Below are 24998 nucleotides of genomic sequence, written 5' to 3' on the forward strand. Positions count from 1 at the left end.
TCGCCTGTGCGGCGTCTGCCAGCCCACCGCCGACCGGGGCCAGCGGCACGCGAGGGCCGAGAGCGGCGGGCCTGACCGGCAGCTGTGCGCGAAGCCTGGGGTTTGCAGCTTGTCCCGGAATGTGGCTGACGGACCACGGTCGAGCGGGCATAGTGCTGAGCGGCCGACAGGCGAGGGCCGCCTGGGGGTCGGCGAGCGCCAAGGTCGCCGGGCTCTGACGCGTCGCACCGCCTGAGGGCCGCCGCCGGGGCATGCGGGTTCGCCGCGCCCCTCCACGCATGACCTGGCGCTCCCGGGTAACACGCCGTCAATGACGAACGCACACGACGCGGATCCGAGACCCGGCCGACTCCTCCTGCTGCTGCCCGTGCAGGCGGCGTGCGTCGCGGGCCTGGGGGTGCTGGTGACCGGGCCCCTGGCGGGCCGGTGGCCGCTGTCCTCCGAGGACGCGGTCGAGCGCGCCCTGGCCGCCCGCCGCAGCACGGCCCCCGACGTGCTCTCCGCCGCGCTGTCCCTGCTGGCCGGGACGGAGAGCGTGATCGTGCTGACGGTGCTGGCCTGCGCCGCCCTGCTGTTGCTGCCCCGCGCGCCCCGGTGGCGGGACGCGGTGTTCCTGGCGGGTTCCGTCGCCGCTCAGTCGGCCGTCTTCGTACTCGTCACGCTCATGGTGGAGCGGCCCCGGCCCGGTGTGCCCCACCTGGACGCGGCGCCGCCGACGTCCAGTTTCCCCTCCGGGCACGTCGGGGCCTCCGTGGCGCTCTTCGGGGGTCTGGCCGTGCTCGCGGCCGGGCGGCTGCGCGGCGCCCGGCGGGCGGTCGTGGTGGGCGTGCTCCTGCTGCTCCCCGTCGCCGTGGCCGGCTCGCGGGTCTACCGGGGCATGCACCATCCCTCGGACGTGGTGGCGGGGCTGCTGAACGGTGCCTGCACGCTGTTCGTCATGGCGTACGCGCTGGGGCTGGCGGGGGCGCGGACGGCACCCGGTCGGGCGGAGCGCCCCGGCCTGCCCGCCAGCCGGCCCGGCGGGGGCGGCCCGGGCGGTGGCGGCGGCCCGGCGGACGGGGCGCGGGGCCGCGTCGTGGTGGTCCGCCACCCCCACGGGTGCGACGCCGGGACGGCCGACCGGGTGCGGGCCGTACTGCGCCGCCACGGGTACGCGGACCAGGTGTGGGAACAGACCTCCGCCGACGCCCCGTGCGGGGCGCTGGCCGAACGCACGACCGGGGCGCGGACGTCGCTGGTCGTGGTGTGCGGAGGGGACGGAACGGTACGGGCCTGCGCCGACGTGATGGCCGGCACCGGGATCCCGCTGGCGATCGTGCCCTGCGGGACCGGGAACCTCCTGGCCCGCAACCTGCGGCTGCCGTCCGATCCGGTGGCCGCCTTGGAGGAGGCCCTGTCCGGGAAGGCCGTCGGACTCGACGTGGGACGGGTCAGCGGCGACGGCCTCGCGCCGACCAGGTTCGTGGTGATGGCGGGCGCCGGGTTCGACGCGGCCATGGTGCGGGACGCCTCGGCACGGCTCAAGGAGCGCCTGGGCTGGGCCGCGTACGTCGTCTCGGCCCTGCGTCACCTGCGCGATCCGCGGATGCGGCTGTCGATCCAGCTCGACGGGGGACCCGTACTGGAGCGGCGGGCCCGCATGGTCGTCATCGGCAACGTGGGCACGTTGCAGGGCGGGCTGCCGCTCCTGCCGGACGCGCGTCCCGACAGCGGCCGGCTGGAGGTGGTGCTGCTCGACCCCCGCGGGGTCGGGGGGTGGCTCGCGGCGGCCGGACACCTCGCCGCCCGCACGACGGGAGGGCCGGCGGACGGCGGACCGGGGCGGACTTCTTCCGGCGGGCCCGGACGGCGTGCGGCACACGGCGCACTGGAGTACTTCAGCGCCGCCCGGATCGACCTCCGCTTCACACGGGCACAGGCGCGCGAGATCGACGGCGACGCCTGCCCGGCAGGCACCCGCGTGAGCGCCGAAGTCGAGCCGGGGGCACTGCTGATGTGCCTGCCCGCGCCGGCGCGGACCGGCACGCCCGCCGGCGACGCGAACGGGGCGCAGGGGACCGCCGCCCTCCGCGCAGGGCACTGAACGGGAGGAGGAAACACACATGGGCACCGCCACACGGGTACCGCCCCTCGGCGAAGTCGAGGCGGCCGAAGCGGAATTGCGCACGGACGGCGACGGTCTCTCCGGTGAGGAGGCATGGGCCGCGCTGCGCCGCCACGGCGGCTGGAACCTCGTACGGGACTCCTTCGTCCGGTTCCGCTACGCCGACGGGTTCAGCCACTCCCGAGCCCTGGCCCTGCAGACGGTCCTGGCGATCCTGCCGCTCGCCATCGCGCTGATCGGGCTCTCGGGCGTGCTCCACACCGAGGACGCCGGGCGGATGGCCGAGCTGACGATCCGCCGGATCGTCAGCGGCCCCAGCCAGGGCGTGGTGGACGACGCCCTGCGCGAGAGCCACCGCCATGCGGGGGACGGCGGGGAGGCGGCGCTCTGGCTCGGCCTGCTGTTCTCCGTCGCCAACGTCACCACCGGCATGTGCCAGGTGGAGCGGGGCGCCAACCGGATCTACGGCGTGGAGCGCGACCGCCCGTTCCTGCACAAGTACACCCGCGGGCTGGTCATGGCGCTGCTGGCCGGGCTCCCGCTCGGGCTCGCCTTCTCGGTCACCGTCCTCGGCTCCGACCTGGGCGTGGCGATGACGCAGACCTACCACCTCGGCCCGGGCGCCCACCGGGTGTGGGACGTGCTGCGCTGGCCCGTCGGGACGCTGCTCGCGATGGCCGCCACCAGCGCCGTCTTCCGCCGCTCCCCGCGGCGTACGCAGCCCGGGTACACGTGGCTGGCGTTCGGCGCCGGCGTCTATCTGGTGCTGTGGCTCGCCGCGACCTGGGGACTGAGCCTGTACGTCGGGGCGAGCGGCTCCTTCACCACCGTGTACGGGCCACTCAGTGCGTTCATGTCGCTGCTGCTGTGGTCGTACCTGACCTCGCTCGCCCTCTTCCTGGGCCTGTCCTTCGCCGCCCAGCTCGAAGCGGTGCGGGCCGGGGTGTCCGAGCCGGTCATGAAGGACCCCGGCGTATGAACCGCCGCAGCAGGGCCGACGCGCGGTTCGGGGCACGGCTGGTGGTGACCTCGGCCGCCACCGCCGTGGCGGCCGTGCCGTTCTCTCTCGCGCTGGTGCTGGTGGAGTCGCAGTGGGGTCCGCTGCTCCGGCTCGACCAGGGGGCGGCCGGGCGGCTGCACCGCGCCGTCCTGGGCCATCCCGGCTGGGTGCGGGTGCTGGAGTTCTTCACCCAGGTCGTCTGGGGGCCGCTGACCATGCGTCTGCTGGTGGCCGCGCTGGTGGTGTGGCTGCTGCGGCGCCGGGCGTGGCGGCTGGCCGCCTGGGCCGCCTGCACCGCTACCGCTGGGGGGCTGGTGGGCCTCCTGGTGAAGAACGTGGTCGAGCGCGCCCGGCCCCACCTGCCCGACCCCGTCGCCCACGCGCCCGGGTTCTCGTTCCCGTCGGGACACGCCATGACGGCCACCACGTCCTGCGCCGTGCTGCTGCTGGTGCTGCTCCCGCTGGTCCCGCGGGCCTGGCGGGCGCTGCCATGGGTACTGGCCGCGGCGTCGGTGCTCGGCGTCGGATTCACGCGGGTGGCGCTGGGGGTGCACTGGGTGAGCGACGTGGTCGGGGGCTGGCTGCTCGGCATCGCGGTCGTCACCGCCACGGCCTTCGCGTTCGAGGCGTGGCGCAGTGACGTCGGCCGCCGGCGCACCACGCCCGGCCAGGGTCTGGAGCCGGAGCTCGTGGGCGCCGATCCCGAACCCCCGGCCGGCCCACCGCTGCGGTGAGGCCCTGCGTCGCGGGCGGTGTCAGCCGACCCGGATCCCGATGACGCAGGTGTCGTCGTCCGTGTCGGAGCGGCACTCGGCGAGCAGGCGGTCCAGCTGCCGGTCCAGGTCCCCGGCCGAGGAGTCCGCCGCGCTCACGAGGTGGCCCGGGGAGTCCTCCACCGAGCAGTCCCGCCGCTCCACCAGCCCGTCCGTGAACATGAGCAGGGTGTCGTCGGGCTCCAGCCGGACCTCCCGTTTTCCTGTGCGAGCCGGATCTGTCCCGCCACGGAGTCCTCTGACCGCGCAAGGGGTGGCCGCTCGTACGGAGCCCGTCACCACGACGTGCAGGGCCCGGGGCAACGGACGATGCGTCCCCGCCCGCGTCCCGGCCCTGCCTCCCTGTTAACCAGCAGAACTGCCTACGCCCTGGAACCCTCATGTCCGCTGACACCACCTCCGCCGCCCACGTGATCGAGGCAGTTGACCAGGCACTCACCCACAAGACCGCCCAGAACTACACCGATCCAGGCTGTGCCCGGCACGCCGGCACGATCGACTGCCCCCGATCACCGTCAGCCGTAGCCCCGGCTCGGTCCTCGGCGAGGCGGTCGCCGACGCCTGGTACGCCGCCAGCGGCAGCCGGCTGGACATATCCCCGCAGGCGTCGTCGCCGCCCTCGCCCTGTGGCCCCGGAAGCCCCCGGGCGCCGAGGCCGCCGGCATGATCGCCGCGTACATCGCCGCACGACCCCCGCGCGTCCTGGTCCGCGGCCTGGCCGAGAGCGCCAACTACCACTGGCGCCTTCGCCCTGACCCGTGGACCACCGCCCGCCCCGTGTTCGGCTCGACCAGGGAGGACCTCCACGACACCCACCTCGCGGGCGTGCAGGCCGTGACCCGGGCCGCGCTGCGCCACGGGGTCCTCCAGCACACCGGAGACACCGACCCCGCCGAACGGTCCCGGATCGACCTGATGTCCTGGGCCATCACGAGCCTGCGCCACCACCGCTCCCGGCGCAGGCTCGGTGAGTACCAAGGGCGTACGAGCGCGTAGGCGGAGGCGAGCTTGTCGCTGGTCATCACCAGCGGCCTCCGGATCCGCCGCATCGAGCTGCGCGAGGCCACCGCGGCGGCCTCGGACGCGGAGTACCGCGAGGAGGGCTTCCGGTGAACCCCACCGCCGCGTGACCCTCGTCCACCGGGATCTTCTCTGAAGACCAGGTCAGTTCAGGTCCTCGGTGGCCCGGAGGCGGCGCAGGGCCAGGATCAGATTGCCGCTGGCGAACGTCGCGAGCGCGGCGACGCCCCACAGGGCCGCCGCGACACCCGCCCGGTCCAGCACGGTGCCCGCGGCCAGGAAGCCCACAGGCCCGGCCAGGGTGCTGATCGTGACCACGGCCTGCAACACCTTGGGCCCGAAGCCGTCCGGCAGCCGTGCGGAGAGCAGGCCCATCAGCGGCGCGTTCGCCAGGGGCGCAGCGGCCGATGACAGGCCGACGGCGACGACGAGCGCGCTGACCGGCATGGGCACCAGGAGCGTCCACAGGGGCAGAGCGACGCAGACCAGGGCCGTACAGGCGAGCCGTACGGGGGCGACCCGTGCCGCCAGCACATAGGCGGCCACCGAGCCCGCCAGGCCACCGGCGCCATAGGCGGCGACCAGCAGGCCGCCGACCCTGGCGTCCCCTTCGAACCGGGTGAACGCCAGCACCGGCATGGTGATCATCTGGGTTCGCAGCATCAGCCCGAACACCACGGTGGACAGCATCGCCCGGCTCAGGAACCAGTCGCCGCACAGATGCCGCACCCCCGCCCACAGGCCGCGCGGCCCGGCCGCGGACCCTTCGGCCCCGCCACCCCCTGCCGGGACGCGACGCAGCAGCAGCAATCCGGAGAAGGCGAACGAGGCCGCGTCCAGCCATATCACCGATGTGGTTCCCACCAGCGGGATCAGCGCGCCCGCGAGCGCTGGCCCAACGAACGCCGAGCCGTTCGTCACACCTGCCAGCGCGCTGTTGGCGCGGGCCAGAGAGCGGGCGTGCGGGCTCAGCAGCTCCATCGCCAGCACCCGCTGTGCCGCATGGTACGGAACGGCCAGCGCCCCGAGCGTCACGACGATCGCCATGAGGACGGCCAGATTGAGCGCGCCCAGGTTCTGCAGCAGCGGGATCAGCGCCACCACCGGAGCGCGGGCGAGATCGGAGATGACCATGGTCCGGCGGGCGCCCAGGCGCTGGATGACCTCTCCGCCCGCGAAGCCGAGCAGCGCCATCGGCAGCACCTGGCCGGCGAAGACCAGGCCCGCCCGGGTGGCCGAGCCGGTGGTCTCCAGCACCAGCCAGGGCAGCGCGAGCATGGTCATCTGGGTGCCCAACGCCGTCACCGCGCCCGCGACGTAGACCGCCCTCAGCGCACGGCTCGGCCTGCCACCCGGTGTGCCTTTCGGCGCTCCGGCGGGTGGGACGGGGGCTGTGCCGGGCTGGGTCGCCGCCATCGTCATCGGGTCGCCTCTTTCTCCTCGGTGGGTCCGGGCCATGTGATCGCCCCCGCACCCTGTCGCCCGCCCACCGTCCGGTGCCAGGGAAGAACCGGCACTGGTCACTGTCGGTGCCGCTGCGCTTTCTTCCCTGCCGCGCAGCCCGCCCGTCCGGCAGTGTGATGGACGTCGGAGCCCACCACAGCCAAGGCCACCGGCGGCGGAAGCGGACACCACGAAGGGAGGGATGGCGATGAGCGGCAGTATCGGAACGGCGGTGCACGTCCCGTCCTTCGCCGCCGGCGACGGCCGGCGAGCGGTCGAGACCCGGTACGTGGACGGTCTCCCGCAGATCGTGGCCTGGGACCTGACGACAGATCAGCGCCGCCAGGCGACCACCGCACCGCTGGGTGTGGAGACCGCCGCCATCGAGCCGGACGGCCACGGCCTGTGGTGGTTCGACGCCGCTCCCGGCGGTCAAGGCCGCTGGCTGCGCGGGCCGTTCGAGGGCGGGCACCCGCGCCCGGCGCTCGACGGCGTACCCGCCGGGCGGATGCACGGCCTGGCCTTCGACCCCCGCAGCGGCCTCGCGGCCGTCGGCGTCGGGGTCGCGGACGGCTCGCGGTACTACCTCGGCCGACCGGGCGAGCGCGCCCGCCTGGTGGCCGAGGAGCCCGGCTATGCGGCAGTGGTGGGCCTGGCCCCCGGCGGCCGGCTGCTGGCCACCGCGGGGTACCCGGCCGGACCGGCCGCGGTCCGGCTGTGGTCACCGGCCTCCGGCGTCCTCGTGGACGCCATCCCCGGCGCAGCGGGGGACGGCGACGGTGGCGCGGTGTGGGCGCTGGGCTTCCGCCCGGACCTCACCACCGCACGGCCGGAACTGCTGCTCGTCCTCGAACGCGCGGGCCGCTACACCCTGGCTTTCTGGCGGCAGGGCGAGGGGATCCGTACGCATGGTCCCGGCTCCGCGCTCGACTTCGATACGGAGATCACCGCCTGCTGGTACGGGCCCGGCCGCACGGCGCTGGTCCAGCAGGACCGGGCGGGACGCAGCCGCCTGCTCCGCGCCGACCTCGACCGCGGTACGACGACGGTGCTTCCCACGCCCGAGGGCACGATCATCGACTTCTCCTGCGCACCCGACCGCACGGTCCACTTCCTGTGGAGCCGCGACGGCGAACCGCCCCGGCCACTGATCTGCCACCCGGAAAGCCAGGAAAGCCCGGAGCACCCGGAACCCCCGGATCGTCTCGACAACTTCGGCCACTCCGGCCACTCCAGCCACTCCGGCCGCTCCACGACGGCGTCACGCGGCACGGCGCCCGGCGGAACGACCGGACCCAGGCGCCGCGAGCTGTGGACACGTCGGCCGTACGGGCAGATCCACAGCTTTGTGGCCACCCCGCCCGGCCGCAGGGCGGGCCACCGCCCCTGGCCGACGGTCTTCCTCGTTCACGGCGGGCCCCACACCCACGACCGGGACGCCTACGACGGCCGGACCGAGGCCCTGGTCCGGGCCGGATTCGCCGTGGTGCGCACCAACTACCGCGGCTCGACGGGCTACGGCCCCCGTTGGCGGGACGACTTCGGCCACCGGGTCGGCCTCGCCCAGCTCGAAGACCTCGCCGCGGTGCGCGGCCACCTCATCGACGTGGGTGTCGCGGAGCCCGGCCGTACCGGCCTGTGCGGCTACTCCTGGGGCGGCTACCTGACGCTGCTGGCGATGGGCGTCCAGCCCCGGCTGTGGGACGTGGGGCTGGCCGTCGCCCCGGTGGCCGACTACACGGCGGCGTACCGGGCGACGACTCCGGCGCTGCGGGAGGTCGACGACCGCCTCTTCGGCGGCACCCCCGAGCAGGTGCCACACCGCTATCGCGCGGCCTGCCCGATGACCTATGTGGGCCACGTACGCGGCCCGCTCTTCCTCGCCGCCTCGACGGACGACGAGAAGTGCCCTCCGGAACAGATCGAACGCTACCTCGCCGCGCTGCGGCGCCACGACGTCCCGCATCGCGTCCGGTGGCTCGGCGGCGGACACGACTTGGGCCGAGACCCAGCCGGATACGCCGCCGCCTGGTCCGCCATGGTGCGCTACGCCGACGACGCGCTGCGCACCTCCCCCAGAACCGCCGACCACCGCAACAGCGGGCGGACCGGCTCGCACCACCCCGTCCACCACACCGAAAAAACCGAAGAAAGGTCAACCCCATGAAGCGTCACGGACTGCGCGTCGACCCCATCAGCGCCACCGAGCGGGAGCGCGGGCTCATCATTCATCCGGACACCCAGGCCGCCCTGGACAAGGCGGTCCCGGTCCGGCCGAACGACCCGGCGCCGGCCTGCACCACCCGCACGAAGAAGGACACGGAGAAGAAGTCCCCTCTGCAGTGAGCCCCATCAGCGCCGCAGCGGGGTGCCACGCACGGCACCCCGCCGCGGCGCCGGCCGTGCCGGTGAGCACAGGAGAACATCATGACCACAGCTACGGCAGCACCCCGGACGAACAGTCCCCGGCCGCAGAAGCACCGGCCGGACAAGCCCGAGACGACGACGGAACCGCGCCAGAACCCTCCGACGTTCCTCAGCGACCCGTACCCGATCCTGGCCAGGATGCGGGAATCGGCGCCGGTCTCCGTGCTGCACAGCGACGGCGGCCTGCGGCTGTGGATCATCCCGCGCTACGCCGATGTCCGGGCCGCGCTCTCCGACCACCGCTTCGCGCAGGATGCGCGGCGCGCCCAGGCCCTGGCCGACAGCCGGGTCGAGGGCGTCAACATGGGCACCGATATCACCCATATGCTCAGCAGCGATCCGCCCGACCACACCCGCCTGCGCCGCGTGGTCCAGGCGGCGTTCAGCCGCAAGCGGGTCGAGGCGATGCGGCCGATGGTCGAGCGCATCACCCTCGAACTGCTCGACGGGCTGGACGCGGCAGCCGCGCGCCACACGACCCGCACCACCACCGCCACGGTGGACCTGGTACGTGACTTCGCCTTCCCGCTGCCGATCCTCGTCGTCTGCGAACTGCTCGGCTTCCCGCCCGAGGACCGCGACCTCTACCGGAAGTGGTCGACCGCCATCGTCACCCAGGAGGGCGACCACGCGGCGTTCCGGCGAGCCGTCCAGGAGATGGGCGCGTACGTCCTGGCCATCGCCGACCGCCGTATCCGCCGCAATGAGCGTCCCGCCGATCTGCTCACGGAGCTGCTGGCGGCCCGCGAGCGCGGGGAGCTGACGGACGACGAGATCGTGGGCATGGTCGCCCTGCTGCTGATCGGCGGGCACGAGACCACCGTGAACCTGCTGAGCACCTCCTGCCTCGCGCTGCTGCGCCAGCCCGGCCAGGCCGCCTGGCTGCGCGCCGATCCCACCCGGATGCCCGGGGCCGTCGAGGAGTTCCTGCGCTACGACTCCCCCATCTGTATGGCCACCACCCGCTTCACCACCGAGCCGGTGGACGTCGGCGGGGTGGTGATCCCGCAGGACGAGTTCGTGCTGCTGTCCCTCGGCGCGGCCAACCGCGACCCGGCGCGCTTCCAGGACCCCGACCGCCTCATCCTCGACCGCCAGGACGCCGGCCATCTCGCCTTCGGCGGTGGCATCCACCGCTGCCTCGGGGCCCTGCTCGGCAAGCTGGAGACCGAGATCGCGCTCACCGCGCTCCTCGCCCGCTTCCCCGGAACGACCCTGGCCTGCCAGGAGCGCGACCTGCGCTGGCGCAACACGATGATGCTGCGCGGCTTGGAGGCGCTGCCCGTCACCCTGCGCCGCTGACCCCCGCCCTGTCCTTGACCGACCCGGCCCAGGCCGAACGGGACACGGGGTGCGAACAAGGTGGAACCGCGCCAGACGTACGGCAGGCGAACGGGCCGCCGACCGACGCCGACCCGCCGATCAGGCGCCCGCCCGGGACCGTAAGATCGGGTGCCCTGGGGGTGGGGTGAATACGGTGAAGCGGCGCCCTGGCACCACGCCGACGCCGGAGGAAGCGGCCGCGCTTGCCGGGATGGGGCGGGGCACGGTCTCCCGCGTCATCAACCACGCGACCGGTGTCAAGGAGTCGACCCGGCGTGCCGTGCAGCAGGCCATCGCCGAGCTGGGCCACGTCCCCAACCTTCATCTGCTCCAGGACCTCGATGAGCCGGCGGTGTCGTAGCTGCCGGGCTTGAGGTGAAAGCACAGGCAGGCCCCACGGTCGGGGTCGGTGGAGTGGTAGCCCAGTGCCCCGGCCATCGACGCGCGCTTCCAGTGCGGCCGCGGGGCGCGTAGGTGCGGCGGATCTGCGGGAGGAGCGAGACGCCTGATTCGTCGAGGAACACGATCCAGGCACGTGTGTTCACGGCCCCTTTTTGATGCGCGGCCACTCATGCGCGATCCAGCGGGCGATCTCCGACTCGTCCCGCTCAACCGCCCGCCGCTCGGGCCGTTGCAGGCTCCATCCGAGCCGGCCGGTCAGCAGTCGCCACACCGACGCCCGTGAGAGGGACACCCCCGGCACACGCTCGACCACCACACGGACCCGTTCCAGCGTCCACAGACCGGCCTCGAAGCCGTGGGCCTGGGCGCCCCGCTCCAGCGCGGCCCGCACCTCTTCCACCTGGGCATCGCCCAACTTCGGCCGGCGACCGGATGCCGGCCGTCGCCGCACTGCCTGAGCTCCGCCGTTCTCCCATGCGCGTCTCCACCGCCGCACACTTTCGGCATGGACCCCCACCATCCCCGCGATCTCGGCGTTCGAGCGGCCCTGCCCGAACAACTCGGCCGCACGGACTCGCCGAGCCTCCGCCGACTGCGGCCTCGACAAAGGAGGAACAGACCACCCAGAAACCGCGGACGATGGTTGAGACGACACGACAGAAGACTCTCACCCATCCACCCACCACACCCACCGAACTTACGAAAAGATCAAGTAGAAGGGGTGCGGCGGCGGCAGCCCGGCGCCGCAACGCCTCGAACGAGAGCCGGCCCGCATCGACATACCGGACGACCAGTTGCTTTGCCCAGGTCACAATCTTGCCCGCATAAGCGAAAGTCGGCCCGGACGATGGTGATCTCGGGGTGCATGAGGCGGAAGCGGGAAAGGACTTCCTTGGCAGGGCGGCTGTGGTGGAGGTCGCAGGAGTGACGGCCGGGACGAGCGATACAGTTTGCGACCTCCGGCCGACCCATCATGCATGAGCTCGCCAGGATGGGGAGTGAGGGGCAATGGGTGTCGGCGCCACACGCTGAAGCCTGAGCAACCAGACCAGATGCGGATATATGTGCGAGTTCGCCGTGAGGCCGATTAGACTTCGCGCATGTACATGTCATCTATCGATGTCAATTCACAGGCGTATGCCGACGGGCAGTGGTTTGGGGTACTTTTCGCCACCGCAGTCGCCCTGACCGTCATCTGGTTCTCAACCCGGACTTGGCGCCGCGGTCCCGTTGCCATCAGTGCGGCCGACGCCGAGCAGGCCGGTAAGGAGGCTCTACGCAGAGGCAATCTCGTACGGGGCGTGCTGCTGGCCGTTGCCGCCGTAGGGCTACTGCGGGCGTTCACCCTCCCTGGGGGAGAACCGCCCGCCGCCGAAGCAGCACCCATCGCTCAGGATTCCGCAGCGCAGGCTCCCTCCGACGCGGCGCAGCCCCAGGCGCATCAGCGTGTTGTCGACCCCGCCGCGCAGGTCGGAAAGTACCGAATGCTTAATGCGGAGGAATCCGCCGAATTTGCGCAACGCATGCCCATTAAAGCCTCCTCGGGTAAGCACTGGTTCTACGACGGTCCCGGCGAGGGACCGGTCGGCGCCGTGCTTCAGATCAACGCTGTCGAGTGGAACCCGCGGCTGGCCGAGGAAAAGCGCTCGAACACTATGTCGCACGAGCTGCGAGACTTCTTCGCCGGCGCACGGGCGACCGAGGTCACCGACTTCGAAGCGGGCTCCTGGGGAGGTAAGTTGAGCTGTGGTTTCATGCCGTCCTCGGGCCGCCAGGTCATCTGCGCATGGACCGACTCCGGCACCCTCGGCCAAGTTGTACTCGCAGACGAGCAGAGCCTCGCCGACGCCGCCGAGGTAGCCCTGCAATTCCGTACCTCCTCCGAAAAGCGCACCTGAGCGGTCATCTCATTTGGCCGCTCGGCGGGCTGCGGGCCGCGGTGGGGATCGTTGAGTGTCTGGTCCCGGACGAGTCGTGGGAGCTTTCCAGCGAGGGGTGCCGGAGGCTCGTTCTCGGCCCCAGGGCGTGGCTGGTGCCGGCATGAAGCCCGGGATCAGGTTGCACTGCTCCTCCGGTACCAACCACTTGTCGGATGAGGGGGGCGGTGGACGACTGGGGGTGCCCCTATGCCTTTGGTCAAGGAGCTGCGCTCCTGCGGAGGTCGCCTGGGGGCATCACCTCGTGGACGTGTCGCCCGGTGTACTCGTAGATCCCGCTAAGCGGAGCATCAGGGCACGGCAAGGAGTGCTCTGAGGTGCGATAGTTGCTGCCGCACCAGGCGAATAGGCTTGTTGACGGCTGGGGGAATGGGTGGAACGGATCACTGACGACCAGGTCGCACGGCTAGTCCGTTTCGTGTCGGCGCGTATCCCTGACGCGGCCCCGCTTCAAGGCCAAGCCCGCCGCACTGCCATGGCTCTGCGTCTGGCCGCAGACAAGCAGATCGCTGCGGTGCGCTTCCATCGAGCTGTTGTGCCTGAGCAGGCAGCAGGGACCGAGTTGCATGCAACTGCCTCATGGAACCTTCTGGTCGCCTTCGCTGGAATCTGGAACGATCACCCAGATTTCCCGGTCGACGCCGCCGTAGAGACGTTTGAGTTTGGCTGCGATTCGCCCCTCTAGCAGATCTCAAGTCGCTGCGGTGGGGCGGGGCTCGTAGAAGGTTCCGTCGCGATGCTGCTGCCGGGAAACCGGCGCCTGGTCCTGGAGGTCGACGACATGCAGCGCTACCCCCACAACGAAGGTACCGAACCCGGCAACACGAAGTACACCGCGACCATGGCTGGCGACCGCGCCCTGAAGTTCCGCGGCTACGAGGTCTTTCGGTTCGGCCACGACGAACTCCGCGACCGCGACCGCGCCCAGCCTCTCCTTGCCGGCTTCTTCGCCACTCTCCTCGACCGCTCACCGACCGCTCACCGACCGGTCCGTCTGGGGTGCCGCTGCCCGCTCGACCCTGATCGGGGCTCCACTGTTGCTGTCGTGCTGCCGCCAAGTCCCGCTATGGGGTGGAGGCGGGAGAGTCCCGCCGCCGGATGAAGGTACCGCTGTGGTCGTCCGACTCCTGGGTGCCCCGCTCGCCGGTCGCGAACTGCCGGATTACCTCGCTGTAATGGTCCATTAGTTCGATGACGGGCTATGTAGGGGTACGGGAGATCGTCAGAGGATGAGAAAGAGGGCGAATGGGTGGGATGAGGACGAAGGGCGTGATTGCCGTGCTGGTACTGCTGTTGTTACCGGCCGTGGCGGGCGGTGCGTTCGCGGCGCCGGCCGTGGATCCGCCTGCCCCAACGCCGGAGGGGGCGCAGTTGTCGGCGCGGCCCGGTGATCGGCTGACGTTCACGGTGGCTTCGTACCTGCCGGGGAGGAACGGAGACTGGGTGGTCTCCGAAATCTTCCTTGAGCACGGGACGCTGAGGATGAACGATCCGGTTATCACCGCGGTGGCGACCGTGGCATGTGACACTCTGCCGGGCGTCTACCCGGTCGAGCGGACCGGGCCCAGCCGGCCCGACGAGCCCGCCAGCACTGCCAAAGGCGATGCCTGGGTGACCGTCAAGGTCGCGGACGTCGACGAGGCCGAACGCAGGGTCTGTCCCTGGAAGGTCGCGGCTCTTCCCCCGGATCAGCCTGAGGAGCGCTGGCCCGCGGGTGACTCCTGGCCGCAGTCGCCGTGGGACGTACGGACGTTCCGGGGCGGCGAGAGGGTGACGCTCACGGGCTCGGACGCGGATCTGGTGTACGGCGACACTCTCACGTCTCTGGGCTTCACCAACCGCCCCGTCATGCATGGAGCCAAGGGGGTCGCGACAGCGGCGGTGATCCGCTGTGATGCTGAGCCCGGTCTGTACGAGGTCCACTGGGTGGGCAGGGACGAGGTCTGGGCCCGCTACCGGGTGGCCCGGACCGATGACGCGGCCCGCCGCACCTGCCAGGACGAGGCAGCGAAAACGGCCAAGAGGCAAGCGGCCCCGTGGCTGCTCGGCGCCGGCACCGCGGCTCTGGCTGCCGCAGGCGCCGTGATCTGGGTCTTGGTCCGGCGTCGCCATAACGCCTTTCGCTGACCCCTGGAGCGGCCCCACATACGGACATGGCAGGCTCCCGGGCAGCGCTATCAGGCCCACTCCACGCCCAGCTAGTGCTCTGACCTCATTGGTTCGTCGGGTTGGTGGTCGTGGCGGTTGGATGTGCGGTGACGTCCGTTCCGACCGCTGGGGTGCGGTGGCTGAGCCTGTGCGTGTGCGCAGACTGACCAAGGCGAACGACGCGACACCGCATGGCGGCGGTGGATCACCGACGACCCGTACCGTCCGACCTGGCCGGACGACAGATCACCCCAGGCAGTACGAGGATGACCCCACCAGCAGGGTCGCACACGGGGTTCCGCGACGCTCGATCGTGGCTGCGCCGGGTTCCGCCGAAGCAGCCCACGGCGGCACCCGTCGCCCTTAACGTGAGCGGCATGACTGTGCTGATCATCGGCGGCAGCGGCTTTCTGGGTGCCGAGTTGGTACGCCAGGCGGTATCCGCGGGAGGGCGCCCGGCCGCCACGTTCCACTCCGGTCCCGGCGACGAGGGCAGGGCGACCTGGCATCACCTCGATCTTCGCGACCCCACCCGCCTGGAGAAAGTCCTCGACACGGTGGCTCCGGCCGTGCTGATCAACGCGACGAGCGGCGGAGCGGACTGGGCGGTCACCGCCGAAGGCGGGATCCGACTTGCCCAGGCCGCGGCCAGCCGCTCCATCCGCCTGGTGCACGTCTCCAGCGACGCCGTCTTCTCCGGAACGGGTCGCGACTGGTACGACGAGTCCTGTCTTCCTGACCCGCTCACCGCGTACGGGGCCGCGAAGGCGGCCGCCGAGACCGCTGTACGCCTCCTGTGCCCCGACGCGGTCGTCGCCCGCACCTCGCTGATCATCGGGCACGGCCGCTCCCAGCACGAGCAGCTGGTGCACGCGCTGGCAGCTGGCACGCGGCAAGGCGCCTTGTTCACCGACGACATCCGCTGCCCCGTCCACGTGAAGGACCTGGCCGCAGCCCTGCGGGAGATCGCCCTCTCCAACGCGGCCGGCGTCTTCCACCTCGCGGGTCCTGACGCCCTGAGCCGCTACGAGCTGGGCGAGCTCATCGCCCGCCGCGACGGGCTCGACCCCGCTCGGCTGCCCTCCGCACGCCGCTCTGGCACAGGACTGCCCGGCGGGCTCGAAGTACGACTCGACAGCCGCACCACGCAGCAGAAGCTGCGCACCCGGCTCCGCGGCGCCCGCGAGTTCCTGAGAGGGAAGAGCCCGGAGCCGACCTGACTGGCGCCCACCACCGTGCCCCTATCGAAGGTGAAAGGCGCCGTCTCGGGGCAAGCACACCTTGGCCGCCTCGCCCGTCGACCGGCTTCGGAGACCGGTCGTGATCGTTCGGCGGAAAAAGAGCCGGTGCTGTCTGCGACAGAGATGACACCATGCGGTGTCATGGCAGATGACAGCACCAGTACGTTTCAGGCGGGCCAGACGGGGCTCATCGTCCGGATCCCGGAGGCGGAGCCGTCCGCCCGCAGGTGGCGTGAACGGCTCGACCCCTCAGCCCAGGCCGGAGTTCCAGCCCACGTCACCGTGCTCTTCCCGTTCCTCGATGAGAGCCGAATAGATGCGCTCGTCTACTCCGCTCTCGCTGAGGTTCTGGGCAACCACCAGGCCTTTGACCTGCGGTTCGAGAGGTGTGGACGGCTCCCGGAAGTGCGCTGCATCTCGTCCCCGAACCTGACACGCAGTTGCGGCAGCTTACCAAGGCGATCGCTAATCGTTGGCCTGAGGCTCCGCCGTATGGCGGCCGGTTCGCCGAGATCGTGCCGCACCTGACCATCGCTCAAGGTCAGGAAGACGCCGTCCTGGAGGAGATCGAGGCCGACCTCGCCAACAAGCTCCCGTTCACATCTCATGTCGCGTCGGTTGAACTGATGGTGCACGACGGCGTGAAGTGGCAGGAACGGGCGTCGTTCTCACTTGGAGAATGAAGCAGGTCAGAGGCTTGGCTGGTCCGCTGCCCCAAGTTCTCCCCGCCGACGCGGGGGTGGTCCGCCACGCTTGGCACGATGCTGGGGGAGTTCAAGCAGGCGCGGCACAAGTTCACCACCGCGATCCCCAGCCCGGCCGGCGACCCGGTAGCCCCGGTAGAGGCGATGATGCGCGCACTGTGGGAGGGGCAGACCTCGCGGCACGGCGCTCAGAACGGCGCCGTGCCCGAGACCTTGGAAGCGGCCCGGGCCGGGGTGCATCTGGCTGCGGCTCTTGTGCAGTGGTTCGTCTCGGGAGCGGTCGTCCGCACGCCCTGACAGGTACGGGCCGAGCCCCAAGACTTTCCGGGGTCGATGGTTCACATGCGACCACCTATGAAACGGGGGACACCTCGGCAGTGCCGCCGTCAGCCCGCAGCCCCGGCAGGGCGCTGAGGGAAGCGCTCCGCCGGGGCTGCGGGTCGGCTCAGCGGCCCATGCCGGGCCACTTCAGGAGTCCCTTGACTACTTCCTCGGGGCTGGGGAGGAGATCGCCGGGGTTGGTGATCGTGTTGACGACGGGCTCCCCGTACTTGACCCCGTAGTAGAAGGTCTGAGCGGCCGCCTTGCAGGCGGTGAAGTCGAAGGGCGTCCGGAGAGTGGGCTGGCGTCCCTGCTCGATGCAGACGTTGTTCGCGTCCTGGAGAAGGATCTCGTCGACGCGTGCCTTTCCGTTCGGGTTGGAGCGGAATTCCTTCTCACCGTGCAGGTCCCGGTAGTTGCGGTACCCGAAGTCGTGCCGGATGCATGCGGCGGTGAAGTCGTAGCCATCGACGGTCTTCCTGGCGGGGAAGTTGCATTCGTTGGTCGTCCAGCGGAATTCGTACCGGTCCGGCACGACGTTGTGGTGTGCGTCGAGTGTCCGGGTCCAGTCTGCGGTCGCCTCCGGGCCGAGCTGGGTCAGACTGTCCAGGCGGGCGACCTTCTCCTCACGGCTGGCCGGGGGCGTCGGTGCTCCGAGGTCGCGCCACGCGTCGTTGGATCCGTCGCCGTCGTACTTCTGAACGGAACGGCGATCGGGGGCGAGGCGGTAGATGTAGTGACCGCTGGTGGCGAAGGCCTGCGCGCGGCCACTGACACGGTTCCACGCGTCCGGGCGGCCGTTGTACTTGTAGAGGTCGCCGGTGTCGGGGTTGGTGGCGTAGAGGGTGTTGCTCGCGAAGATGGTTCCGGCGGCACCGCCGATGCGGTTCCACTTATTCGTGTCCGGGTCGTACTGGACGACGGTGCGGTGATCAGGGGTCAGTCCGAAGAGGCTCTTGTCGGTGACGGCGAAGGTGGCACCGGGGCCCCCGACGACGTTCCACTCGCCGTCGTACTTGACGATGTTCTTGTCGTCGGGGTTGGTGACGTACAGGGTGCCCTGGGGGCCGGCGTAGAGGTCCTGGGCGCGATTGCCGACCTTGCGCCAGATATCGTCCTTGCCGGTGTACTCCATGACCAGGTTGTGGTCGGGGCTGACACCGTAGAGGTGCTTGGAGGTGGCCGCGAAGGTGGCGCCCGGGCCGCCGATGACGGGCCACTGGCCGGTCTTGGGGTTGTACTTGCTGATGTCCCCGCGGCCCGGTTCGATCGCGTAGACGGTGTCACCACCCGGGTAGAGCTTCTGGGCCCCGTCCTTCACCCACTCCCAGTTGTCCTGTTCGGCGGACCACTTGTAGACGGCCTGATGGTCGGCGGCCAAGGCGAAGACGGCATCGCCGGCCGCCACGATCTGCTCCATGGCCACGGCCTCGGAACCTGGCTGACGCTCGGTGGCTGCGTTCGCGGTGACGCCGATGGCCACGACACCGATGAGGAGGAGGCAGAGCATGCGGATGGCGCCGTGGATGCGCTGCCACCAGCTCGTACTCACGGGCCGTTGGGGGGTCTGTCGGTCGTGTGTGGGCATGACGGGGTTCATCAGGGGTCCCTTCTGGGTGTTTGAGGTGGAGTGGACGCGGCGGGCGCGGCAGCGGCCCGGGCCGGTCAGAAGGTGAGAACGAAGGGGAAAGGCGGGATCCAGAGCCGGAACCGGGTCCGGTGGGCCGGCGTGCAGAGGGTGTCCGGAGCAGCGGGGGCGGCGGTCGGCAGCCCATCGACGGGGGTGGCCGGAGCCGACGCCGGAGCGGATGGCACGGAGACAGCCGGCAGGGAATCGTCAGCTTCCGGGGCATTGACCGCAGTGGTGGCACTCGGCGTCGGCACCGCGGTCGTGCTCGGCTTCGGGCGCGGCGTAGTGGTCTCAGTCGGCTTCGGCGACGTGGTCGTGCTGGGCTTGGGACGTGGCGCCGTGGTTGTGCTCGGGCTGGGGGCCACGGTGGTGCTCGGCTTCGGGCCGGGCGTCGTGGTGCTGGGCTTGGGCGCCAGCGTGATGGTCGTGCTCGGCTTCGGCTCTGGGGCCGGCGCGGTGGTGCTCGGTTTGGGTGCCGGCGCGGATGGGGGTGTCTGCGGGGTGGTGGTGATGTTCTTGTAGCGGAGCGGGACATAGCTGCTGGGGAAGTAGCCGGCGACCTTGTAGTCGTGGATGTTGGCGTCGGCCTTGTTGGCCCGCCCACCGGGACGCGGTTCGCTGTAGTAGAAGAAGTCGCCCTTGGCCTTGTTGGTCCAGCCTCCGAACAGCAGGGCATGGCTCGTCTCGTTGACGAGGGCGTCACCGGGCTCGAGCTCGTTGACGGAGATCCGCCGCGCGACGCTGGACAGGGTCTCGGTGGTCAGGCTCGTCCTCAGCTGCCAGGTCATGGACACGAAGCCGGAGCAGTCCCGCCGGTAGGCGCCGCCGGTGGCCTCGTCCTTCCAGCCCGATGTCTGGCTGTACGGGACTTCCTGCTCGACCCAGGACTTGGCCCGGCTGATGATCTGCTCGCGGGTGACCGGCCCGCCGGGGGCTGCCTGTTTGCCGATAGTTCCGGTCGAGTCGGACTTGGCGTAGTGGTTGTCGACGCTGGCCTGGGCGGGGATGACGGCCAGGCCGACGGCCAGGACCAGCCCGGCCAGGGCCGCTATGGCTTTGGGCCGGCGTATGAACGGCTCTTTCACGGGTGGTCCCTTCGCCGTGGTGGATTCCGCTGTCCTGGTTGGCGGAAGCGGTGGAACACCACGCTGGAACCTGATCTGATTATCCGTTGGACCGTGATCACGTCAGTGCAGGTCAGAGCGGCTGCGAAGACCGGACATCCGCGAACTTGTGCGAACGTCCGCGAACATGTGGGCCGCTGAAGGGGGAGAAGTGAACCGACCAGGGCGCCTGCCGGGGCCGTTAAAGGGCCGCACCGCCGAGGCCAACGCACTCGCGCAGTTCCTGCGGGACCTGACGTCCGAGTACACGGTCAGCCGGCTGGAGGAGCGCTACGACCTGAGCCGGAGTGTGTGGAGCGAGTACCGCTCCGGCCAGAAGATCATTCCGTTCGCGCGGCTCAACCAGATCATCGAGGACGGCTTCGCCCGCGACCCGCGCACCAGGGGACACAGGCTGCAGGAAGCACGCCGGCTGCACACGGCCGCGACTGCCGCCGCGTCGGCCCCCAGCCAGTTCCCGCCCCCGGACGCGGCCGTCCCCGCGAGGCGTCCGGCGGGAGCGGTCGAGGCCCCCGCACCCTCGCCGGGGCCAGCCGTCGGCGCTCCCGGTGCCGTCCCGGAGCCAGCCGAACTCCGGGGCGAACTCGCCGCGTTATCTGCGGACCCGGACACCCCGTCTGACACCGACTCCGCGCCCCCCGGCGATGCGTCCGCGGCGCCACCGCAACCCGGCACACGGCTCTCATCGCCCCGGCCCGCAGGATCCGCCCGAGGCCCGAAGCCTCGGACGGACCGGCTCAGGCGCTGGAGAACACCCGCACAGTGGGCAGCGCTGGCGGCCCTGGCCGCGGTACTCGTCATCGCCAACCAGGCCGAGCGACCGAAGGGCCAGTCCGACACGTCACCATCCGGCGCGTCCAGCCCCAGCCGTACCGCACAATCCGCTGCCGGACCTGAGCCCCTTTCCACCGGCCTGGCGGAACCCGGCAAGAGTCAGCCCGAGCCCGGAACATCACCGGCTCCCGCAACGCCCGCCCCTGGCCCGCCCGAATACGCAGTCACCATCGAGAAGCCTGCCGACGGCCCGATTCCCCGCTGCATCGACGTCTCCGGCCAGGGGCAACCCGCCCAGGGACACCAGCTGTGGATCGGCATGCGCGTCGACAAGGAATTCTTCATCCTCAGACCGGTGAGCCAGGACAGCACGGACGGTGCGGGCCGCTGGAGCGCCAAGTCTGTGACCGTGGGCTCCGAAGAGGGAGCCGGCGCCGATTACGCCCTCGCGGTACTGGACGTCACGCCCGACCTGTCCACCACCTTGACCCGCCTCACGGTCGACGGCCAGCCTGACAACCTCTGGCGCATCGCCTTCCCCTCCTACCCTGCCGGAACGGTGATCAAGGTGGAAAGACCGCTCCATCGGAACGGTACCGAGCAGGCCGGCTGCTAGGTCGACGTTGAAGGACTAGTGGCGCCGCTGTCACCAGGCGGTTCGGGCCACAGTGTCGGAGGCCGGCGTGGGCGGCTGGGCAAGATGGCTCCGGTGGTCGCGGACCTGATCTGATTATGGCGGCTCGTACCTGCGTCTGTGCAGGTCAGCGAAGGTAGAGACTCCGTACATCCGCAAGCTTGCACGAACATGCGTGAACAAGTTGGACCATGGAGGGGGACAAATGAGCAGACCAGGACGCCCGCCGGGCCCGTTAAAGGGCCGCACGGCCGAGGCGAACGAGCTCGCGCAGTTCCTGCGGGACCTGACCGCCGAGTACACAGTGAGCCAGCTCGAACAGCGGTACACGGGAAGCCGGAGCGTCTGGAGCGAGTACCGCTCCGGCCAGAAGATCATTCCACTCTCACGGCTGAAGCAGATCGTCGAAGACCGCAGTCAAAATCAGCAACCCTGCCACTGAGACCCTCACCACGCGCAGCTGGTGACGTCGCGGGCATCGCTGTCGTTCCGCAGAGGGCTGAACGGAAGGCCCCCCGGCGCGCAGCGTGCCGCAGTCTGGTGTCAGACAGAAGGTCGAGAACCTCAGCGGCCACGTCGCCCAGCGTCTGGACGGCCTGGAGCGGAAGATCGACGGGTTCATCGACGAGCAGCGCACGGTCCACGCGACCATGGTCGAGCTGCTGTCCTCGCTCGTGGGCAAGAACACCGACAGCCAGTGACCTCACCGCCCGGCCACTGAACAGCCGGCCAGGAACGAGAGCGGGGCCCAGACCACATTTGGTCCGGGCCCCTGTGCGTTCTGATCGCGCTCCGCGAGGAGGAGCTTGCCCAGCGCTAGGGCCGGAGCCTGCCCGAGGATGTTGAAAGCTATCCGTTCCGCAGGCCGGATGGAGAGCTTCGGATCGACGGAGTCGCGGAGCCTTCGGCTGCGGACATGGGTCGCCTCTTGAGGAGGTGGGTACCTCGGACCACCTGAGTGCAGGGCTTCCTCGATCAGCCAGCTGCCGATGAGGTGGCATAGCAGCAAACCGCCAGCCGTGGACCGCTAATTGGACCATGATGTGGGGCGGGCTCGCGGAGCCAAGCTCGCCGTTGAAGAGGGGGACAGTGAAGTGGCGAACGACAGTCTGCTGACCATCATCAGCCGTGCGCGAGCGCGCACTCGACTACAGAGACGTCGCAACGGCCGAGCGGAAGCCGCACGTCGTATGGCCGCGCTCGACGACTCCGTGGAACGTCTGGGAATTACTACCAGCGGGCTACCTCAGACTCGCACCGCGCTGACTATCTGGACATCAGTTCCCGCGTTCTCCTGCTTCGGAGCCGCCGGAATGATATGCACATTCACCTTAATCGGCGTTCTGCTCACCGATCGCGTCATCGGGGCCGTGATGCGCGTCATCGGGTGGTATACCTCAGAGCAGTTCGCAAGCCACGCGGAGGCGGGATGGGAAGGACTGAAGACGAGTAACTTCATCAACCACCCGCCGGACTTATCTATTGCATCCGCCGTAGGCATTATTGTTGGGGGTTCCACTGGAGCTGCAGCATCTTTGGCGCTGGGGCTTCCCATTGTTGCACTGATAATGAAGCGCCGCCCCGATCTGCCATACTCCCTTGTTGACGAGACAACTCGCGTTCTGACCAAATGCGCTGACGCCTACCATATGGAGCCTGCCGAACGCAGTGCAGCCGTGCGCCGCCTTGACCGCGACTGCCGAAGTGGCGAACGGCACATCCTAGACGCCTACAGCGCCTGTCGGTCCATTCCCCGCCGCTCTCCTCGGCGCCTACCTGCACGCCAACATGGACAGATCGTCGTTCAGGCCCTCCGCGCACAGCTAGCCCGTGTCGATATCGACCCCCAAAAAGGGCTGAAAGAGTATGGCGCGATGCTTGTCGAAATTGGAGAGCGGTATTCGCAAGGTATGGTAGGCGGGCTGCTTCCTGAGGAAAAACTGGCAGGGCTAAGCCCGCCGTCTGCCACTCGCATGGCTTTCCGGGAGTCGCTGCACTTTGCAGCCGGTATTGTTGCTGCACTGATCGCCGCTGTCGCGATGACAGCACTCCTCCCTAAAGTCGGATTTATTTCCGAAGAATTGCGCCCTTGGCTGGTCGCGGGTGCGGCAGCTGTCGCTGGCATCCTCATCGCCGGATGGCATCGCGTAGCGCGGATCGTGCCCTTGCTCGGCCCCTGAATCGACAGTGGTTGAGTGGCGGCCCCGGCCACGATTCTGTTCGGGGCAGCCGCCTTGCACGAGGTCAGTGCCCGGCGAGCAGCTCCTGCCGCGTCTGGAGAAGACTGCGCCAGGCGGCGCGAACGTCCTCCTGGGCGGTGACCCAGCGGGCGGCAGAGGGCTCAGGCATGGGCGTCTCAGCCATGAAGAGCGCGATGTCGGTGAAGTAGGCGAAGTTGCCGGTCGCGGTGAGTTCGCGCAGCCGGCCGATGGCGGCGGCCAGCTCCTGGTCTTCTTCGCGCACGGCGTGCTGGAAGGCGACGGCGAGCTCGACGAACCGGTGGAGGAAGGGCAGCCCCGCGGCATCGATCTCGGCGTTCAGGCTCTGGGCGCGTCCGGGGGAACTGCGCGCGGCTGGGCTGACGGGTAGTCCGTCCATGAAACAGCGCTGTTCCAGTGCCTACATATCCGTGGACAGAGATCGGCCGCGCCAACCTCAACCGCGTCGGCGCCCGCCGCCGATGGAGGCTTCAGCGGCGTCGGCCGAACAGCCACCAGCTGCGGCGCGTGCGAGTGGGCGGCGGGCTCGTGGGTTGGGGCGGAACCGTGGGCCGCGGCGGCACGGCAGGTGCGGGCGGCAGTTCGGGCATCGCGGGGCCCGGCATGGGCGGAGCCGACGGGGGTGTCGGCGTGACGGGCGTCGGCGGGGGCGCGGCGGGCAGGAGCGGGGGCGGCGTTGGTGCCGCTGCCGGAACCGGGGCCGGGGGGAAAGTGGTCGGCAACGACCGGGGGACCGCGGAGGTACTGCTGGGCGGCCCCGGCGCGGGTTTGGGTGCTGCTGCCGCGGTGCGGACCTGGCGCAGGGTGCGCTGGGCGAGGGAGAGCGGTGGTGGGCAGGCGGGTGGGCCGCTGTGGCCGGTGGTGTCGTCGTAGGTCCAGTGGGCGAGCTGCCAGTGTTCCTCTGCGAACATCTGCAGTTCTGGCCTGCCCTGGTCCGGGGTCCAGACCTTCCAGGGGCCGACAGCCAGGACGTAGTCGCCGACCGTGAGCGGTGCGAGAAGGCTGGGGTGGTCGGAGCGAATGCGTAGGGTGAAGTCGTTCCCGCAGGACGGGCGTGTGGCGGCTGTCGTTGCTGACGGAGGTGACGCGGCCGTACAGAGCGACCGGATGGGTGGGCTTGGGACCGGTGGTCAGGCGCGTGTACAGCCTGGCCTGGCCGTCGGGTGACGGGCCGTGGCAGAACTCGCTCCAGGCCACCGCCGCCGTGTCCTTGCCCGGGCGGCGCACCTTGAACCGGGCGACCACCGCGGGGTCGAAATCGTGCTTCTGCAGGAACCGGGCGATGACCACTGCACTGTTGATCAGCGGGGGCAGCAGCGGCCGTACCGTGGCGATGTCCACCCCGACGTGGCCGCCGGCCCCAGCAGAGTCGTCGTCGACACCGGTCGGAATATCGATTTGGGTCAAGTCGCCGGGCAGCAAGAGGTGCAGCTCATCTCCGCTGATGACGGCAACGCCCTGGGAGCCACGCATTCTGCTGGACCTCGGTCGGGTTGAGAGGGCAAACATCCTTATGGGTCCGGCCTGCCGCCAGCCGGAACAGCGCGTTCCTGCGGGCGCGGCCCACCGGGGCCCGCTGCGACACCACGGGTGTCGTGCAGAACAGACAGACCAGCGGGACCTTCTCCCGGCGCCACCAGGGCTCATCAGCGATCTCGTGGGCATAGACCCTCGCACCCACGAGACCGTCCTGGAACAGCCTCGCCTTGTCCATCGTTTCCCCCTTGGTCCGCAAGGGATCAAGGGGATCATGGATGCGGGATGGGAGAACAGA

22 protein-coding genes and 3 pseudogenes are annotated in these 24998 nt (G+C 70.3%); 18 read left to right on the top strand and 7 right to left on the bottom strand.

The genetic code is table 11. The features are described from left to right. Positions 1 to 310 precede the first annotated feature (310 nt). Genes ACIPK4_RS36895 through ACIPK4_RS36905 form a run of 3 tightly spaced genes read left to right on the top strand, consistent with a single transcriptional unit; the run spans position 311 to position 3838 of the window. Positions 311 to 2083 (top strand): diacylglycerol kinase family protein, encoded by a 1773-nt coding sequence (locus tag ACIPK4_RS36895; protein WP_402321431.1) that lies wholly within the window; start codon positions 311 to 313, stop codon positions 2081 to 2083. Between the two features lie 19 nt (positions 2084 to 2102). Further along, a complete protein-coding gene (locus ACIPK4_RS36900; protein WP_402321433.1) occupies positions 2103 to 3083 on the top strand; it encodes a YihY/virulence factor BrkB family protein in 981 nt (326 codons plus the stop codon). Beyond that, positions 3080 to 3838 carry a phosphatase PAP2 family protein gene (locus ACIPK4_RS36905; protein WP_402321436.1) on the top strand — a complete coding sequence of 253 codons (759 nt, stop codon included), beginning with the start codon at positions 3080 to 3082 and terminating at the stop codon, positions 3836 to 3838. The genes ACIPK4_RS36900 and ACIPK4_RS36905 overlap by 4 nt, the downstream gene beginning before the upstream one ends. Before the next feature lie 21 nt (positions 3839 to 3859). Here ACIPK4_RS36905 and ACIPK4_RS36910 read toward each other — a convergent pair whose 3' ends face one another. After that, the gene (locus ACIPK4_RS36910; protein WP_402321513.1) at positions 3860 to 4159 is read right to left on the bottom strand and encodes a SpoIIE family protein phosphatase; all 300 of its coding nucleotides are present in this window, start codon (positions 4157 to 4159) and stop codon (positions 3860 to 3862) included. A gap of 381 nt (positions 4160 to 4540) precedes the next feature. Between ACIPK4_RS36910 and ACIPK4_RS36915 the strand changes: the two genes are divergently transcribed. Further along, positions 4541 to 4873 carry a hypothetical protein gene (locus ACIPK4_RS36915; RefSeq protein WP_402321438.1) on the top strand — a complete coding sequence of 111 codons (333 nt, stop codon included), beginning with the start codon at positions 4541 to 4543 and terminating at the stop codon, positions 4871 to 4873. Between the two features lie 168 nt (positions 4874 to 5041). Here the strand turns inward: ACIPK4_RS36915 and ACIPK4_RS36920 are convergent, their stop codons facing one another. Next, positions 5042 to 6355, bottom strand: coding sequence for an MFS transporter (locus ACIPK4_RS36920; protein ID WP_402321440.1), 1314 nt, complete (start codon positions 6353 to 6355; stop codon positions 5042 to 5044). Positions 6356 to 6548: 193 nt separating this feature from the next. Here ACIPK4_RS36920 and ACIPK4_RS36925 point away from each other — a divergent pair, with 193 nt between their 5' ends. From ACIPK4_RS36925 to ACIPK4_RS36940, 4 genes and pseudogenes are all read left to right on the top strand, one after another. Next, positions 6549 to 8507: a prolyl oligopeptidase family serine peptidase gene (locus tag ACIPK4_RS36925; protein WP_402321443.1), complete on the top strand. Its 1959-nt coding sequence runs from the start codon at positions 6549 to 6551 to the stop codon at positions 8505 to 8507. Further along, positions 8504 to 8686, top strand: a complete 183-nt coding sequence (locus ACIPK4_RS36930) for a hypothetical protein (protein WP_030873678.1) — start codon at positions 8504 to 8506, stop codon at positions 8684 to 8686. The genes ACIPK4_RS36925 and ACIPK4_RS36930 overlap by 4 nt, the downstream gene beginning before the upstream one ends. Positions 8687 to 8767: 81 nt before the next feature. Next, the gene (locus tag ACIPK4_RS36935; protein WP_402321446.1) at positions 8768 to 10069 is read left to right on the top strand and encodes a cytochrome P450; all 1302 of its coding nucleotides are present in this window, start codon (positions 8768 to 8770) and stop codon (positions 10067 to 10069) included. Between the two features lie 175 nt (positions 10070 to 10244). Further along, positions 10245 to 10412: pseudogene (locus tag ACIPK4_RS36940) on the top strand (LacI family DNA-binding transcriptional regulator); the annotation flags it as partial. Positions 10413 to 10631: 219 nt separating this feature from the next. On the opposite strand, the gene ACIPK4_RS36945 reads toward ACIPK4_RS36940, so the two are convergent. Next, positions 10632 to 11147 carry a winged helix-turn-helix domain-containing protein gene (locus ACIPK4_RS36945; protein WP_402321449.1) on the bottom strand — a complete coding sequence of 172 codons (516 nt, stop codon included), beginning with the start codon at positions 11145 to 11147 and terminating at the stop codon, positions 10632 to 10634. Positions 11148 to 11286: 139 nt separating this feature from the next. Then, a pseudogene (locus ACIPK4_RS36950) lies at positions 11287 to 11410 on the bottom strand (IS5/IS1182 family transposase); the annotation flags it as partial. Positions 11411 to 11592: 182 nt separating this feature from the next. Here ACIPK4_RS36950 and ACIPK4_RS36955 point away from each other — a divergent pair. The 6 genes and pseudogenes from ACIPK4_RS36955 (at position 11593) to ACIPK4_RS36980 (ending at position 16819) form a co-directional block, all read left to right on the top strand. Then, positions 11593 to 12390: a hypothetical protein gene (locus ACIPK4_RS36955; RefSeq protein WP_402321452.1), complete on the top strand. Its 798-nt coding sequence runs from the start codon at positions 11593 to 11595 to the stop codon at positions 12388 to 12390. A 775-nt stretch (positions 12391 to 13165) separates the two neighbouring features. After that, entirely contained in the window at positions 13166 to 13531 is a 366-nt protein-coding gene (locus tag ACIPK4_RS36960) for a hypothetical protein (protein WP_402321455.1), read from the top strand. Positions 13532 to 13698: 167 nt separating this feature from the next. Continuing rightward, on the top strand, positions 13699 to 14556 hold the full coding sequence (locus ACIPK4_RS36965; RefSeq protein WP_402321458.1) for a hypothetical protein: 858 nt from the start codon (positions 13699 to 13701) through the stop codon (positions 14554 to 14556). A 398-nt stretch (positions 14557 to 14954) separates the two neighbouring features. Next, positions 14955 to 15797 carry an SDR family oxidoreductase gene (locus ACIPK4_RS36970; protein ID WP_402321461.1) on the top strand — a complete coding sequence of 281 codons (843 nt, stop codon included), beginning with the start codon at positions 14955 to 14957 and terminating at the stop codon, positions 15795 to 15797. Positions 15798 to 15959: 162 nt separating this feature from the next. After that, positions 15960 to 16501, top strand: a pseudogene (locus ACIPK4_RS36975) (2'-5' RNA ligase family protein). A 78-nt stretch (positions 16502 to 16579) separates the two neighbouring features. Then, the gene (locus ACIPK4_RS36980) at positions 16580 to 16819 is read left to right on the top strand and encodes a hypothetical protein (protein WP_402321464.1); all 240 of its coding nucleotides are present in this window, start codon (positions 16580 to 16582) and stop codon (positions 16817 to 16819) included. Between the two features lie 148 nt (positions 16820 to 16967). Here ACIPK4_RS36980 and ACIPK4_RS36985 read toward each other — a convergent pair whose 3' ends face one another. Together ACIPK4_RS36985 and ACIPK4_RS36990 are read right to left on the bottom strand one after the other, a co-directional pair. Next, complete coding sequence (locus tag ACIPK4_RS36985; protein ID WP_402321467.1) at positions 16968 to 18431, bottom strand: phospholipase A2; 1464 nt, start codon at positions 18429 to 18431, stop codon at positions 16968 to 16970. Between the two features lie 77 nt (positions 18432 to 18508). Further along, entirely contained in the window at positions 18509 to 19558 is a 1050-nt protein-coding gene (locus ACIPK4_RS36990; RefSeq protein ID WP_402321470.1) for a hypothetical protein, read from the bottom strand. 190 nt (positions 19559 to 19748) lie between these two features. On the opposite strand from ACIPK4_RS36990, the gene ACIPK4_RS36995 reads away from it, so the two are divergent. The 4 genes from ACIPK4_RS36995 (at position 19749) to ACIPK4_RS37010 (ending at position 23185) form a co-directional block, all read left to right on the top strand. After that, positions 19749 to 20987, top strand: a complete 1239-nt coding sequence (locus ACIPK4_RS36995; protein ID WP_402321473.1) for a hypothetical protein — start codon at positions 19749 to 19751, stop codon at positions 20985 to 20987. A gap of 223 nt (positions 20988 to 21210) precedes the next feature. Further along, entirely contained in the window at positions 21211 to 21447 is a 237-nt protein-coding gene (locus ACIPK4_RS37000) for a hypothetical protein (protein WP_402321476.1), read from the top strand. Between the two features lie 85 nt (positions 21448 to 21532). Beyond that, positions 21533 to 21706 carry a hypothetical protein gene (locus tag ACIPK4_RS37005; protein ID WP_402321479.1) on the top strand — a complete coding sequence of 58 codons (174 nt, stop codon included), beginning with the start codon at positions 21533 to 21535 and terminating at the stop codon, positions 21704 to 21706. Positions 21707 to 22195: 489 nt separating this feature from the next. After that, entirely contained in the window at positions 22196 to 23185 is a 990-nt protein-coding gene (locus tag ACIPK4_RS37010; protein WP_402321482.1) for a hypothetical protein, read from the top strand. 64 nt (positions 23186 to 23249) lie between these two features. Here the strand turns inward: ACIPK4_RS37010 and ACIPK4_RS37015 are convergent, their stop codons facing one another. After that, complete coding sequence (locus tag ACIPK4_RS37015) at positions 23250 to 23603, bottom strand: hypothetical protein (protein ID WP_402321485.1); 354 nt, start codon at positions 23601 to 23603, stop codon at positions 23250 to 23252. Positions 23604 to 24998 lie beyond the last annotated feature (1395 nt).

The sequence above is a fragment of the Streptomyces sp. NPDC086989 genome, assembly GCF_044745505.1.
Classification (GTDB): Bacteria; Actinomycetota; Actinomycetes; order Streptomycetales; family Streptomycetaceae; genus Streptomyces.